The sequence below is a fragment of the Aureibacillus halotolerans genome, from assembly GCF_004363045.1.
Classification (GTDB): Bacteria; Bacillota; Bacilli; order Bacillales; family DSM-28697; genus Aureibacillus; species Aureibacillus halotolerans.
Map to the genome: position 1 here is coordinate 1 of NZ_SNYJ01000025.1, position 15,055 is coordinate 15,055.

At 45.0% G+C, this 15,055-nt stretch carries 15 protein-coding genes; all 15 read right to left on the minus strand.

Translation table 11 applies throughout. From position 1 onward, the window contains the following. Positions 1-351: 351 nt before the first annotated feature. Positions 352-1,836: a lysine--tRNA ligase gene (gene lysS / locus EV213_RS18960; protein ID WP_133582149.1), complete on the minus strand. Its 1,485-nt coding sequence runs from the start codon at positions 1,834-1,836 to the stop codon at positions 352-354. A gap of 27 nt (positions 1,837-1,863) precedes the next feature. Then, a complete protein-coding gene (gene dusB / locus EV213_RS18965) occupies positions 1,864-2,856 on the minus strand; it encodes a tRNA dihydrouridine synthase DusB (RefSeq protein ID WP_133582150.1) in 993 nt (330 codons plus the stop codon). Positions 2,857-2,861: 5 nt separating this feature from the next. Further along, the gene (locus EV213_RS18970; protein ID WP_133582151.1) at positions 2,862-3,080 is read right to left on the minus strand and encodes a helix-turn-helix domain-containing protein; all 219 of its coding nucleotides are present in this window, start codon (positions 3,078-3,080) and stop codon (positions 2,862-2,864) included. Next, positions 3,032-3,559, minus strand: coding sequence for a 2-amino-4-hydroxy-6-hydroxymethyldihydropteridine diphosphokinase (folK, locus tag EV213_RS18975; RefSeq protein ID WP_133582152.1), 528 nt, complete (start codon positions 3,557-3,559; stop codon positions 3,032-3,034). The genes EV213_RS18970 and folK overlap by 49 nt, the downstream gene beginning before the upstream one ends. After that, positions 3,556-3,924 (minus strand): dihydroneopterin aldolase, encoded by a 369-nt coding sequence (gene folB, locus EV213_RS18980; protein ID WP_133582153.1) that lies wholly within the window; start codon positions 3,922-3,924, stop codon positions 3,556-3,558. The genes folK and folB overlap by 4 nt, the downstream gene beginning before the upstream one ends. Beyond that, positions 3,917-4,750 carry a dihydropteroate synthase gene (folP, locus tag EV213_RS18985; protein ID WP_133582154.1) on the minus strand — a complete coding sequence of 278 codons (834 nt, stop codon included), beginning with the start codon at positions 4,748-4,750 and terminating at the stop codon, positions 3,917-3,919. Before folP ends, folB begins: the two co-directional genes overlap by 8 nt. 13 nt (positions 4,751-4,763) lie before the next feature. Further along, on the minus strand, positions 4,764-5,621 hold the full coding sequence (gene pabC, locus EV213_RS18990) for an aminodeoxychorismate lyase (RefSeq protein WP_133582155.1): 858 nt from the start codon (positions 5,619-5,621) through the stop codon (positions 4,764-4,766). Continuing rightward, positions 5,606-6,211 carry an aminodeoxychorismate/anthranilate synthase component II gene (gene pabA / locus EV213_RS18995; RefSeq protein ID WP_133582156.1) on the minus strand — a complete coding sequence of 202 codons (606 nt, stop codon included), beginning with the start codon at positions 6,209-6,211 and terminating at the stop codon, positions 5,606-5,608. The genes pabC and pabA overlap by 16 nt, the downstream gene beginning before the upstream one ends. 26 nt (positions 6,212-6,237) lie before the next feature. After that, on the minus strand, positions 6,238-7,656 hold the full coding sequence (locus tag EV213_RS19000) for an anthranilate synthase component I family protein (protein ID WP_166639421.1): 1,419 nt from the start codon (positions 7,654-7,656) through the stop codon (positions 6,238-6,240). Between the two features lie 141 nt (positions 7,657-7,797). Continuing rightward, positions 7,798-8,742 (minus strand): cysteine synthase A, encoded by a 945-nt coding sequence (cysK, locus tag EV213_RS19005; protein ID WP_133582158.1) that lies wholly within the window; start codon positions 8,740-8,742, stop codon positions 7,798-7,800. A gap of 226 nt (positions 8,743-8,968) precedes the next feature. Continuing rightward, positions 8,969-9,859, minus strand: coding sequence for an Hsp33 family molecular chaperone HslO (hslO, locus tag EV213_RS19010; protein ID WP_133582159.1), 891 nt, complete (start codon positions 9,857-9,859; stop codon positions 8,969-8,971). A 120-nt stretch (positions 9,860-9,979) separates the two neighbouring features. Then, positions 9,980-10,759, minus strand: a complete 780-nt coding sequence (locus tag EV213_RS19015) for a type III pantothenate kinase (RefSeq protein WP_133582160.1) — start codon at positions 10,757-10,759, stop codon at positions 9,980-9,982. 174 nt (positions 10,760-10,933) lie between these two features. Next, positions 10,934-12,892: an ATP-dependent zinc metalloprotease FtsH gene (gene ftsH, locus EV213_RS19020; protein WP_133582161.1), complete on the minus strand. Its 1,959-nt coding sequence runs from the start codon at positions 12,890-12,892 to the stop codon at positions 10,934-10,936. Between the two features lie 128 nt (positions 12,893-13,020). Then, positions 13,021-13,560, minus strand: coding sequence for a hypoxanthine phosphoribosyltransferase (hpt, locus tag EV213_RS19025; RefSeq protein ID WP_424923086.1), 540 nt, complete (start codon positions 13,558-13,560; stop codon positions 13,021-13,023). Beyond that, complete coding sequence (tilS, locus tag EV213_RS19030) at positions 13,550-14,956, minus strand: tRNA lysidine(34) synthetase TilS (protein WP_133582163.1); 1,407 nt, start codon at positions 14,954-14,956, stop codon at positions 13,550-13,552. The genes hpt and tilS overlap by 11 nt, the downstream gene beginning before the upstream one ends. Positions 14,957-15,055: the final 99 nt, after the last annotated feature.

Consider the following 15,055-nt stretch of genomic DNA (forward strand, 5'->3'; position numbering starts at 1 on the left):
TGTTGATTTAAGTAAAATCAACGGGATTTATTTTACATGTCTTTCAACATGGCACGTTTTTTGCATTTGACTTCTGTTCAGTTTTCAAAGGACAATATCGCTCAAAGGCGACTTGATTAATATAACATTTGGTTTTTGTTAAGTCAATACTTTTTTCAATCAATGTTATATTGTTTGTCGTTTGTGTTGCAGCGACGGATAATAATATACCATGGATCTTAGAAGATGTACAAGTGTTTTTTTAAAAAAACATAAAAAATCTTTTCAACCTTTATGAGCAACGGAATTCGGACGCTTTAATTCATATTAATGAGAGACGACCAAGACAGATGCCTGGCCGTCTTTCGCTCATTATTTATGTCGCATAAGCGGAAACAGAAGGACATCACGTATAGAAGGCGCATTGGCAAGCAACATAACAAGTCGATCAACACCGATTCCAAGTCCCCCAGTTGGAGGCATGCCATACTCTAACGCTTCAATAAAGTCCTCATCCATTTCATGCGCTTCATCATTCCCAGCCTCACGTTCTTTCAACTGAGCTTCAAAACGTTGCCTTTGATCAATTGGGTCATTCAGCTCTGTAAAGGCATTGGCGTATTCTCTTCCCACAATGAAGAGCTCAAAGCGGTCTGTAAATCGATCGTCCTCAGCATTCTTCTTTGCGAGTGGAGAGATATCAACTGGATGCCCGTAAATAAACGTTGGTTGAACAAGGAGGTGTTCCACCTTTTGTTCAAAAAACTCATTGACCACATGCCCAAAGTCCATCCGTGCTTCTATCTCCACGTTGTTCTCTTTTGCAAGAGCATGCGCTTCTTCCTTTGACATACGGGTCCAAAAGTTCACTCCCGTATGCTCTGCAATGGCATCCACCATATGCTGTCTTTTCCATTTAGGAGTCAATTGAACCGTATGCTCCCCATACTGAACTTCCTGTGTTCCTAAAACCTCTTGAGCCACATGCGCGATCAGGTTCTCTGTCAACTCCATGATGTCATTGTAGTCGGCATACGCCTCATACAACTCAATCATCGTAAATTCAGGGTTATGCCGTGTCGACAAACCTTCATTTCGAAACACCCTACCAATTTCATAAACCTTCTCAAGACCACCTACAATGAGGCGTTTCAGATGAAGTTCAATGGCAATCCTCATATAAAGCTGCATATCCAACGCATTATGATGGGTAATGAATGGCTTTGCGGACGCACCACCAGCAATGCTATGCATCATTGGTGTTTCAACTTCAAGATATCCTTTTTCATCTAGATAACGACGCATGGATCGAAGGATTTTACTGCGTGTAATAAAGGTTTGCTTGCTCTCATCATTTGTCATGAGATCCAAATACCGCTGACGATACCTTTGCTCTATATCTTTAAGGCCGTGGTATTTCTCTGGCAATGGGCGAAGGGATTTAGACAGCATGACAACATCGCTCGCCTTTATTGATAGCTCACCTACGTTGGTTTTGAACATCTGTCCTTTTACGCCCACAATATCCCCGATGTCAGCCACGGTGAAGATATCATAGTCTTCGTCTCCAACTGTGTCTTTTCGAACATACAATTGAATTTGACCAGACAAGTCCTGAATATGAGCAAAGCCTGCTTTCCCCTTGCCACGTTTGGTCATGATTCTTCCAGCAATAATGACCTGATCTGATTTCGATTCAAGCTCTTCTTTAGAAAACTCGTCATAGGCTGCAAACAAATCAGTAGCTAAATGCGTTCGCTCAAATTTTCCACCAAAGGGATCAATGCCTTTTGCCTGAAGAGCCGTTAATTTATCACGACGAACCTGTAACTGATCGCTTTGTTCTTCATTACTCAATTCCACCACTCCGATTCTTGGTCGTATTTACACCGCTTGCTGCCCTTCGTGATCAAACTGCTGAATAAACTCATTCAATACGTCTGCGATGTGATCTCTCGTTTCACAGTGATTGATTAGCTTACGTGCTTGCGCATTTCCTTTTAGCCCTTTTAAGTACCAAGCAGCATGTTTACGCATTTCTTTGACGGCGATATCTTCATTTTTCAAGGCAATTAAGCGATCCATATGCAACATGCATACATCGATTTTTTCTTGTGGGGACGGCTCACCAACAATTTCGCCAGTCTCCAAGTATTTCACAGTACGATAAATCATCCATGGATTTCCTAGCGCTGCACGTCCAATCATGACACCATCTGCACCAGTGGTATCCAGCAAACGTTGTGCATCCTGTGGCGTTTCGACATCTCCATTCCCAATGACAGGAATGGACACCGCCTGCTTTACTTCACGAATGATGTCCCAGTTGGCGTGTCCTTCATACATTTGCACACGGGTACGCCCATGCAAAGAAACAGCCTGACCACCCGCTCGTTCAATCGCTTGTGCATTTTCTACTGCATAAATATGATCAGAGTCCCAGCCCATTCTCATTTTGACGGTCACCGGTTTTTTCACTGCATCAACAACAGCAGAAACCATTTCATAAATTTTATTAGGGTCTAAAAGCCATTTCGCTCCAGCATCACATTTTGTGATTTTCGGCACAGGACACCCCATGTTAATGTCAATGATATCGGCAGTTGAATTTTCATCAACAAATTTGGCCGCTTCTACCAAGCTGTCCTTTTCCCCACCAAATATTTGCAAACTCATTGGTTTTTCACGTTCATCTATATACAACATGTTTAATGTCTTTTCATTTTTAAACATAATGCCTTTGTCGCTTACCATCTCAGCGCACACGAGACCTGCTCCAAATTCTTTGACGGTTAATCGGAAGGCTGAATTGCAGACTCCCGCCATTGGGGCTAAAACAACCTTATTCGGAATGGTGATGTCTCCGATTTTAAACATTGCATTCATCTCTCCTTATGTTTTGACGGGGTAAGCTCTTCAATCGTCACATCAAGACTCCTAGCGATATCAGCCACGAGGACATCGTCAGGCACTCGATTGCCGCGTTCAATATCTCCTAACACGGACACAGAAACCCCTACATGTCTTGCGAATTTTTGTTGCGTAAACCCTTTTAGCTTTCGAAAAGCGCGAATACGTCGTCCCCACTGGTCTGCTTCCATACATAGACTCCTTTTTTGTCAGGCAGGTGGTCAATTAACTCAGACAAGCTTTGCGCTTCACCAGGAATGACAAACGTGCCCGACAAAACGTCGGAAAGTGGTCGCAAAACGAAAAGGCGCTGCGCCATTCTAGGGTGGGGGATGTCCAAGTCATCTGTTTTTACATTCTCCATATTATATAACAGGATGTCAATGTCTAGCGTCCTCGGACCCCAATACACATCCCGTGTGCGGTGATGTTTTTTTTCAACACTCGATGTGTATTGAAACAGCTCATCAGGCGAAAGGGGGGATCGTAGTTCGACGACCATATTGAGAAATTGTGACTGCTCCTCGAAACCGACCGGATCCGTTTCATAAATCGATGACAGCTTGACGACCTCAATTGAAGGCAATGCCTGCAAATCGTACACCGCGAGCTTAAGGTAGTTTTCACGGTCACCAATATTTGAGCCTAGTGCTATGAAATATGAATTCACGACGTCGACCTCATTCGCTCAATTTCTATCGCTACATGCTCATAATGACCTGGTATAGGGGGATCTGGTTTAATAATACGTAGTGAAAGGCCGTCCACGATTTCAAACTTGCTAAAGATGTTCGCTGCAATTCGTTCCGCTAGAGCCTCAAGAAGCTTGACAGGCTCGCCCTCAATCACCTTCTGAACCGTCTCAAAAATCGCTGCGTAATTAACCGTTTGTTGCAAATCATCGTTCTCGCCCGCCGCACGCAAATCACAATACAGCTCTATATCAGCTAAAAAGCGTTGTCCTAACTTGTTTTCCTCAGAAAACACACCGTGATAGCCGTAAAACGACATGCCCTTCACAATAATCTTATCCACGTTGTTCACCCTTTCCGAGCAATGCGTCCATCATTTTTGTCATTCTTCCCATCGCCTGCACATCATGGACTCGCACCATAGCTACTCCTTGCATGACACCATAGCATACCGTCGCCCCAGTTCCCTCAAGACGTTGATCGACGGGGAGATCGAGCACTTGTCCAATAAACGATTTACGTGAGGTCCCCAATAAAACTGGATAAGGCCATGCACATATGGTGTGCAATTGTCGCATCATGTCCATGTTTTGCTGAGGGGTCTTCGCAAAACCTATGCCAGGATCGAGAATAAGGTGATCATCCTTTATGCCTGCCTTTAATGCGATCTCAATTTGCCGTTCTAAATCAGCCAACACATCCGTATTAAAATCAGCATAGTCGGTTGTCGTTCGGTTATGTGTGAGTACATAATGGGCGTCGGCATTTGCAGCCACAGTGAGAATATCCGGATCAATGATGCCGCCCCACACATCATTGATCACGGTGGCTCCAGCTTTCACAGCCGCTTCAGCCACACTCGCTTTATACGTATCAATGGAGATCGGCACGTCCGTTTCCGCTGCCAGCGACCGGATGACCGGAATGACACGGAGAATTTCTTCCTCTGCATCTACAAGTTCCGCTCCAGGCCGCGTCGATTCTCCGCCGACATCAAGCACATCTGCCCCCTCCTCCACAAGCTTGATTCCGTGCGCTGTGGCCGTTTCAACCGTATTGTATTTTCCTCCATCCGAGAAGGAGTCTGGTGTCGCGTTAACAATTCCCATCACATGCGTTTTGGTCGCCAATGCCGCACGCGTGAGTGTTGTACGTGGTTTTGATTCCATCCCATCTTCCCCTCTACAATCCTATTTCATTTCTGCCCATTAGGTGATGTGTATATTCTTGATAAGCCTTTTGCAGCTGCTGTGTGATCGTGCTGTCTTCAACAACCATTTCATTGTCACCCATCCCTATTAGAGGAACAATGCCTTGGACGCTGTTCGTCACGAACGCCTCACTAGCACTTAAAGCATGTTCGGGCGTATAGCAACCGATCTCCGCCTTGATGCCGAGAACATCACATAACCGGAGGACAAACTGCCTCGTGATCCCATCCAGTGCCCCTGTACAACAATCTGGTGTATAGACAACCCTCTCTTTAACCCAAAAAAGGTTGGATAAGATTCCTTCTGCCACATGACCGCCTTGTGATAAAAACAGTCCCTCTGTTTGAGTATCCTTAACCTCTTGTCGTGCGAGTATATTGTTTATATAGTGATGGGCTTTCATACGGAAGTCACCTTCGGGAGTGTTGCGGCGTGTACGCAAAAAGTGCCCCTTTTTCCTGACGGGGGCATTTTTGTCCAACGCTTTGCTATACATAATCACATTTGGTGCTTGATAGGGCCTACCAGAAAGGCCAATGCCCTCTTCGCCAGCCGTTACGGTTAAGCGAATGTATCGGTCTTGCTCTACTTCCTGTGCCAGTAGCAGCTGCAAAGCGTCTAAACATTCATCCTTTGTCATGGACCATTCAACTTGCAAAGCGTTCAAGCTCCGCTTCAACCGCTCCCAATGATCTTCAAAAAGAAAGGGATGGCCGTCATACGTTCGAAATGTTTCAAAACAAGCAGCGCCATAGAGAAAACCGTGGTCGAGCAATGAGACCGACCACTCGCTTTCTTTTAGAATGCGACCGTTCATATAGATGTGCATTCTTTTTCCTTTCCAGGCTCTTTTGTGTACATGGTCAAAAAGTTTTTCAGAAGCGTCTTTCCTGCATCTGTCATAATCGACTCGGGGTGAAATTGAACTGCTTCAAGGGGCAGCTCTTTGTGGCGAATCGCCATAATTTCACCTTCCGCCGTTTCTGCCGAGATGTCAAAGCACGCTGGAAGACTAGGACGCTCAACGATAAGTGAATGGTACCTTGTTGCAATAAAAGGATTGTCCAATCCATGAAAAATGGTTTTTCCATCGTGCATGATCGGAGAAGTTTTCCCATGCATTAGCCGTTCTGCACGAACGACCTTTCCGCCAAACGCCTGAGCGATTGATTGATGACCTAAGCACACACCTAGCACCGGTATATGATAAGGCACCTTTTCTGCCACTTCGAGACTAATGCCGGCTTCATCTGGGGAACATGGGCCTGGTGAAATCACAACTGCTTCAGGAGCCATTTGCAAAATCTCATCAACAGTAATCTCGTTGTTTCGCTTCACCACAATGGGCTTCCCAAGCTCTCCTATATATTGCACAAGGTTATACGTAAAGGAATCATAGTTATCAATCATTAAAATCATCGTCTCAACTCTCCTCTTCTCGTCTACTATTCACTCAACTCAGCTTCCGCTCGTTCAACAGCCTGCCATACTGCCGCTGCTTTTTTTAACGCCTCTTTAAATTCCCACTCTGGAACAGAATCACTGACAATGCCTGCCCCCGATTGCACATACGCCGTTTTCGCCTTCACAAGCATAGAACGAATAATGATATTCATTTCCATGTCCCCATGAAACCCAATCCAACCAACAGAGCCAGTATAAAATCCGCGGCGTACAGGCTCAAGCTCATCAATGATCTCCATTGTTCGTAGCTTTGGTGCACCTGTAATTGTGCCTCCAGGAAAGACGGCCTTTAAGGTGTCCACCGCGTCCACTCCAGGCTCAAGTGTTCCTGCCACTTCGGACACTAAGTGCATGACGTGTGAGTAGCGTTCAATGGAAAGCAATACGTCGGCACGGACAGATCCGAATGTGCAAATCTTCCCGAGGTCGTTTCTCTCCAAATCGACAAGCATAATATGCTCGGCCCGCTCCTTTTCGTGATGCAAAAGCTCGTTTGCCAACTCGGCGTCTTCCTCTGGTGTTGCTCCACGTGACCGTGTTCCAGCAATCGGCTTTGTCGTTACTTCACGTTGTCTCGTTTTCACGAGCAACTCGGGTGACCCACACACGAGCGAAAACTCGGGACTTTGCAGAAAGGCCATGTACGGCGATGGATTTAACTCTCTCAGCTGCCGATAGACAGCTAAAGGTGTAGCTGCAATTGGACGTTCCTGCCGAATGGACAAGTTCACTTGAAAGCTGTCGCCACTCGCAATATAGTCCTTTACCTTCTCTACCGCCTTGGAGAAACGCGTAGCATTTAGAGACAACTGTTTCGTATGTTCATCATACTGTATTTCGTCTGAAAAATCATCCGTCTTCTCGTTGGTAGGTGTTTCCCAAAGTGTCTCAAGCTCCTTGATTCGTTCTTCTCTTGCCTCCGTGTCATTGACAATAAACCACACCTCGTCCTTTGCATGGTCTATCGCCATTACTTCGTGCGTGACAAGTAGATAAACGTCGGGAAGCATCAGGTCATCTGTCGCCTGAAAGACCAATGGTTCAAAGTCCAGCACAGTATCATAGGAACACACACCGACAGCACCTCCGACAAATGGGGGGTATCCGCTAGGAACTGTCATTGAGAACTGCTGCATGTATTGCTTAAGGTCACCTGTAAGCGTGTCTGACATCGATGTCTCGGTTGTTTCTTCGGTCACATGATGAATTGAAAAGTGCTTTCCTTTTGCCTCGATAATGGCAAAGGGATGCACCGCCAAAAAACTCCAACGTCCCTCTTTACCACTCTCCAGCCACTGGCTATGTCGTGTCGATGAAAGGACCTGCTGTACATTCTGAAACCAATTTTGAGGCAATGGTTTTTTGACCCCATACGGTCTTAAAAACGATGAAGCTGTCATTTCCGTCCCTCTCAACATTGAATAGATTTGTATTAGTTGTATTAATAAAAACAAGCCCCGCACATATTGTCAAGCAGGGCATGAAAAAACCCTTGGGGGATGACCAACATCCCCCAAGGGTTTTGCTTATGTTTTGACGACCTATGGCGTTGTCGTCGTTTCTTCTTCTTCGAATTGGTAAAGAGCTGTGCTCAAGTAGCGTTCGCCGTTACTCGGCAATATGGCCACTACTTTTTTACCAGGGCCAAGCTCTCTGGCGACTTGCTTCGCAGCGTAGACAGCTGCACCAGATGAAATACCACCAAGAATGCCTTCTTTTCGAGCGGTTTCTCTTGCATGTTCAAACGCTTGCTCCGTAGACACATGGATAATTTCATCATACACATCTGTATCTAAAATCTCAGGAATAAAATTGGCACCTAATCCCTGCAGTTTGTGAGGACCAGGTTTACCTGTTTTTAAAATTGGTGAATCCTTTGGTTCAACAGCGACAATTTTTACGCCAGGGAACGTTTCTTTTAATAAGTTTCCTGCGCCCGTAATTGTTCCGCCCGTTCCAATACCAGCCACAAACGCGTCAATACCGTCCGGAAAATCATTAATAATCTCTTGACCAGTTGTGCGGCGATGCACTTCTGGGTTAGCAAGATTCTTAAATTGTTCAGCCACAAAGTATCCGTGCTCTGCAGCAAGAGCTTCCGCTTTTGCCACGGCACCGTTCATGCCTTCACTTCCAGGAGTTAAAACGAGCTCCGCTCCATAAGCTTTCAAAAGATTACGACGCTCCAAACTCATTGTTTCAGGCATAACGAGAACAGTGTTGTATCCTTTTGCTGTTGCAACAAGTGCAATTCCAATGCCTGTATTCCCGCTCGTCGCTTCAATAATCGTATCGCCTTCTTTTAAACGGCCATCCTTTTCAGCGGCTTCAACCATTGCCAAAGCAATACGATCTTTAACAGAGCTTCCTGGGTTTTGATATTCCAATTTCAGATAAATATCCGCAGATTGTTCATCCGCACTACGGTTTAACTTTACAACCGGCGTCTTTCCGATCAAATCAACAATGGAATGTGCTACAGTCATACGTCCCACTCCTTTTTAATTCCTAGTAACTATATAGGTTTATATATAAATCAATTTATCATTGTTCCATAAGTCTGTCAATTCATTATGTATAAAACGCCGAAATATTTTTCTGCGTCGGAATGTAAATGAAAGGATAACATTGAAAAACTTAGGCTGCCGCGCAAATTTTTTCGATGTTTCATTTTATGAGGCGTTTTATAGAATCGAACGTGTGGAATCTGAATTATAATGTAGAATCCAATGTCTGTTGCTTCATCTCTATCAAATCTTCTCGCGAAAAGAAGTAATGCTCATTGCAAAAATGACATTCTGCATTGGCTTGACCATCTTCTTCGATCATATTTGAAATTTCATCTACGCCCAGTGAAATGATGGCACTTTCAAGTCGTTCTCTTGAACATTGGCACTGAAAAGCAACAGGCTGTTTGTCCAACACCTGAACATTTTCCTCACCAAGCACGATCCCAAGCAACTCTTCTGGTGTTTTTCCTTGCTGAATGAGCTTCGACACAGGTGTCATTTCTGTGATCTGTTTTTCAAGAAAGGCAATGGTTTTTTCTGATGCACCCGGCATAAGCTGGACAACGAACCCGCCTGAAGCCAGTACTGTGTTGTCAGGGTTGACTAAAACACCGACACCTACAGCTGAAGGCACCTGCTCAGAAGTCGCAAAGTAGTAAGTGAAGTCATCGCCCAGCTCTCCAGATACGATCGGAACTTGACCAGTAAAAGGATCCTTTAGCCCCAAATCCTTCACGACGGTCAATGCACCTTCTGTTCCTACCGCTTGTCGAACATCCAACTTGCCTTGTGTGTTCAGATCAAAATGCACCTGTGGGTTTGATACGTATCCACGAACGCCTCCTTCAGGCGTTGCATCGACGACGATGGCGCCAATCGGACCGCCACCTTCGATTTTGATTGTTACTTTTTTGCCGTTTTTCATCATATAACCCATCATCACTCCAGCTGTCATGGCTCGGCCTAAAGCAGCCGTCGCCGTTGGCCAAGTTCCGTGGCGTTGCTGAGCTTCAGCAATGGTGTTTGTTGTTCGCGCTGCATACGCTCGAATTTCACCATTAAACGCTAGTGAGCGAATTAAATAATCTTCCATGTGATCAAACTCCTTTTGTTCAAATCGACTTCTTGCTGGCTTCGTAGGATTTCATACTGTTTAATTTAGTGTCACATCAGTCCGCTGGTCGTGCATTTATGTGCTAAATAATGATCTGAATTAAGACAACTTCTCATTCATGTAAAAAATATCAAGCAATCCTTTGAGAGTAAGATCGGGATCAATAACATCAGCAATAGTTAAATCTGGTCTTAGTAGCGTCGAGAGTCCGCCTGTGGCAATGACTTTCGGTTTTTTTCCTGTACCGGCATACGTCATCATTCGTTGCACAATCCCCTCTACTTGACCAATCCCGCCGTAATAAAGTCCTGATTGCAAGGAATCGTTTGTGTTCCTGCCAATGACTTGAGAAGGTTTAACTAACTCTGTTCTTGGCAGCTTGGACGCTTTGGCGAACAAGGCTTCTGCCGCAAGCTGGACGCCTGGAATAATAACGCCTCCAAGGTAGTGCTTTTTTTCATTGATATAGCAGAAAGTGGTCGCTGTCCCAAAATCGACAACAATGAGCGGAGTCCCATAACGGCATATGGCTGCTACTGCATTGACTACCCGGTCTGCGCCTACCTCTTTCGGATTGTCATATTTGACATTTAAACCTGTTTTCACGCCAGGACCCACAACGAGCGCCTTTTTCCCAAAAAGTTTTTCGGACATTGCCTGCATGACCGGGAGCATAGGAGGGACAACCGTTGCCAAAATGACACCGCGAATGGCATCCGTGGTGAGTGATTCTGCCTGAAAAAGAGAGCGAAGCAACGCACAATATTCATCCTCTGTACGATGAACATCTGTAGAAAGCCTCCAACGCGTAACGATATCCTTTCCTTTACAAACCCCGATGACGACATGGGTATTTCCTACATCAATGACAACAATCATCGCATTCCCTCCCATTTCACAGACACTCTCCGACCACTTAGTACATTATGAGAAAAGAAAAAAGCTGAAACAACGATATGCCCCCCTCCACCAGCGTATTGGCTAGTGGAAAAAAGCAACTCATTGTAACAGCCCCTATCTGAGCGAGCCAAACCGAATGGCCAGGCTCACCGATTATTTGTCTTTATTCGTTTGATCGTCGTCTTTTAAAGCCTCAGACGTAGGTCTTTCTTTGGCTTCATCGTCTACGGAAGTGTCTTTTTTGGATTGGATGTTCACTTTCACACCTTCCTCTTCTATCACTTCTGGCAATGTCCCATGATCAAACAAATGTTTAATTTGTTTTGCATCCAACGTTTCTACCTTTAACAAGGTCTGAGCAACAAGCTCAAGCTTGTCACGGTGCTCTGTTAAAATTTGACGAGCACGCTCGTAGCTTTCCTTCACAAATGCGCGCACTTCCATATCAATCTCATGCGCAATTGCATCACTATAATTTGGTTCATTTTGGATGTCACGGCCTAAGAAGACCTGCCCTTGTTGTTGACCAAATTGCAATGGCCCAAGCTTTTCACTCATCCCAAATTCAGTGACCATTCGTCTCGCGATGCCAGTCGAGCGTTGGAAGTCATTATGAGCGCCAGTGCTAGCTTCACCAAAAATGATTTCCTCAGCAACACGACCGCCTAACAAGCCCGTAATTTTATCCAAAAGCTCTGGCTTTGTCATGAGAAAGCGATCTTCTTTAGGCAGCATAACCGCATAACCGCCCGCTTGCCCACGTGGCACGATGGTCACCTTGTGCACAACATCCGCCTCGTCGAGTACCATCCCAATAATCGTATGACCCGCTTCGTGGTAAGCAACAATGTTGCGTTCCTTTTGCGAAATGACGCGACTTTTCTTTGAAGGTCCAGCAATGACGCGATCAATCGCTTCATCCACATCAAGCATATCTATTTTCTTCTTGTCATGTCGAGCCGCCACAAGCGCAGCCTCATTCAAGAGGTTTTCAAGATCTGCCCCAGAAAAACCTGGTGTCCGCATTGAAATCGTCTTAAGGTCTACCGATTCATCAAGCGGTTTATTGCGTGCATGTACTTTAAGTACCTCTTCGCGTCCTTTAACATCTGGACGATCGACGGTAATTTGACGGTCAAATCGACCTGGACGTAGCAATGCTGGGTCAAGAATATCCGCACGGTTCGTCGCAGCAATGATGATGATGCCTTCGTTCACGCCAAAGCCATCCATCTCTACGAGCAATTGGTTAAGTGTTTGTTCACGTTCATCATGACCGCCACCTAATCCAGCTCCACGCTGACGACCAACGGCATCAATTTCATCAATGAAAATAATACATGGAGCGTTTTTCTTGGCGTTCTCGAACAAATCACGTACCCTCGATGCACCAACACCCACAAACATTTCCACAAAATCAGAACCACTAATGGAGAAAAACGCTGTTCCTGCTTCCCCAGCAACGGCACGGGCAAGCAACGTTTTCCCTGTTCCCGGAGGACCAACAAGCAAGACCCCTTTAGGAATACGTGCACCAACTTCGGCAAATTTTCGTGGGTCCTTTAAGAATTCAACGACCTCAACGAGCTCTTGTTTTTCCTCATCTGCGCCCGCTACATCTTTAAAGCGCACTTTCTTTTTCTCTTCAGAATACATTTTGGCTTTGCTTTTGCCAAAGTTCATCACACGGCTTCCGCCACCTTGCGCCTGATTCAACAGGAAGAAGAAGAGAATAAAGATAATCACAAACGGAATTAAAGTCGTAAAGAATGTTACCCAAACGCTTGTTTCTTCAGCAGGAGAGACTTTCACTTCCAAATCTTGCTCCCTGGCTGCTGCTTCTATCGCGTCACTGTTTCCGTTCGTATCCAAGAAATGAGAAACAAAATACTGCTCTTCCTCATACCCTGCAAGTTTCCCTGTAGCCTCAATGACCCCTCTCACAGGTCTCACTTCTAATTCTGTCACACTACCCTGTTCAAGATTATTTATCAATTGAGTGTAATTCAGTTGTTCAGTCTTTTGGTTCCCACCTTGAATTAAGGTGAAACAATATATGAGCACTAAAAAAATAATCGAATATAAAAAAGTATTTTTGACAGCCCGGCTCATTCCTTACCTCCTCCCATGACAACACAAACTATAGTAAATAGTACCACAATCGTTTTTACGTATACAACAAAATACCCTCAATGGTTGAACCATCTTCAAAAAAGAAATGTCAATCCTGTGACAGCCCATTAAGATGAATAGATCTCTGGCTTTAAGATTCCAATATACGGGAGATTTCGATAACGCTCCGCATAATCTAAGCCATACCCAACCACAAATTCATCCGGCACTTCAAAACCAACATAATCGGCTTTAATGTTGATTTTTCTTCCTCCTGGCTTATCCAGAAGCGTGACAATCTTCACTGACTTTGCTTTGCGATGGTGAAACAAGTCTACGAGGTAGTGTAACGTTAAGCCACTGTCAATGATATCTTCAATAATTAATATGTCCCTACCCTCTACAGAAGTATCCAGATCTTTAATAATTTTTACTTCACCAGACGAAACAGTATTGTTTCCATAACTGGAAACATCCATAAAGTCCATCTCTAGGTGCGTATCTACGCGCTTTAACAGGTCAGACATAAATGGCATCGCGCCTTTTAATACACCAATAGCCAGCGGAAAAGTCCCCTGGTAGTCCGACGTTAATGTCGCTGAGAGCTCTCTAATTTTCTGCTGGATCTCTTCTTCTTCTAACAAGACGGATTGAATCTCATCTCTCATCATGAATCTCTGCCTCCTGTTTACCCATTCCATATGTAAAATAATATTGATCTTGACGTTCTTCTCGATCCTTTAGATCACCTTTTCCCGCTCCAATCACCCAAAGGATCTCTCCACGATTGGTGACGAGTAGCGGCCAGCTCGCTCTTAATGCTTTAGGAATTTTTTCGTCGACCATTACTCGTGTCACTTTTTTTGTGCCGACCCCCGAGATATACAATGTATCTCCCGGTCGCCTCTCCCTTATAACGAGTGGAAAATCATCCGCACTGAGACGAACCGAATACTGCTGTTTTTTAGGAACCGTTAAGCATGCGCTTTCGTTTTTCATTTGTAGTAGTGCGCCATTTCGCAGTACCCACGTTCCTGGCCTTGTGATCACTTGTCTATGAGACAGATTCTCTTGCATAAACTCGTCATGATGATATATCCGAACTGCCTCGTATTCACGAATCGCTATGATCCCTTGACCTAGCTGGAACATTCCAGAGCCGTGTTCGAGCCAATGGAGACACTTCATCACACGCTCAGTCGACAATCGATCCGTAAGCTTAAAGTGACTATGCAACGATTGTTTCAACGCGCGTTGTTGGATCGCATGCTCCTCATCAAGAAAGCTTTCCACAGACTTCAAGAATAGCATATGACCTTCTCCCGAAAAATATCGATCTACACAACGAGATGCCAAGCGGTCTAACACAAGGCCGTCATCCTGCAAAGCGTCACTAAACGCCTGGAATTGTTTTTGAAGCTGAGGGTTTTCCTGTTTTAATAGTGGTATCACATCGTGGCGGAGGCGATTACGCACATAATGCCGAGTATAGTTGCTTTGATCTTCTCGAAATGGAACATGCTCATTCAGGCAGTAAGCCAATACATCATCTTTCGACATATGCAACAATGGTCGGACCGTAAGCAAGCCATTCAGCGTTCTCTTTCTATGCAAGCCTGACACACTCTGTGGCGTAGCGCCATGCATCAAGCGAAGCAACATCGTTTCAATTTGATCATCACCGTGATGGGCGAGACAAAGGGCATGCGCCTCATACCGTGCTGCAAGTTCTGAAAAAAAGGAAAAGCGTTCCTCGCGAGCGGCCATTTGTGTAGACATATCTCGCGATTTGTTCCTCGACAATGCTATCTTTCTTCCCTCAAAAGTCACATTCCAATCGTCGCAAATGTGCTTCACAAAGGCACTGTCCTTTTCAGAGTCTTCTCCTCTTAGCGAGTAGTTCATATGCGCAGCAACAATAGTCAGGTTCATCGGGTCCTTTAATTGCGTCAACATGTGCAGCAACGCCATGGAGTCCGATCCACCGGAGACGCCAATAATCAAGGTATCCCCTTTTGAAAAAAGCGTATGCTTTTCTATTAATTGTCGGACAATTTCCAGCATTCCCGAACGTCCTTTCGAAAGCGTACAGTAAACAAACACTGTCTGCTTATCTTACCATTTTAAAAAAGCTCCGTACAACTATAGACACCCTTATGGCTG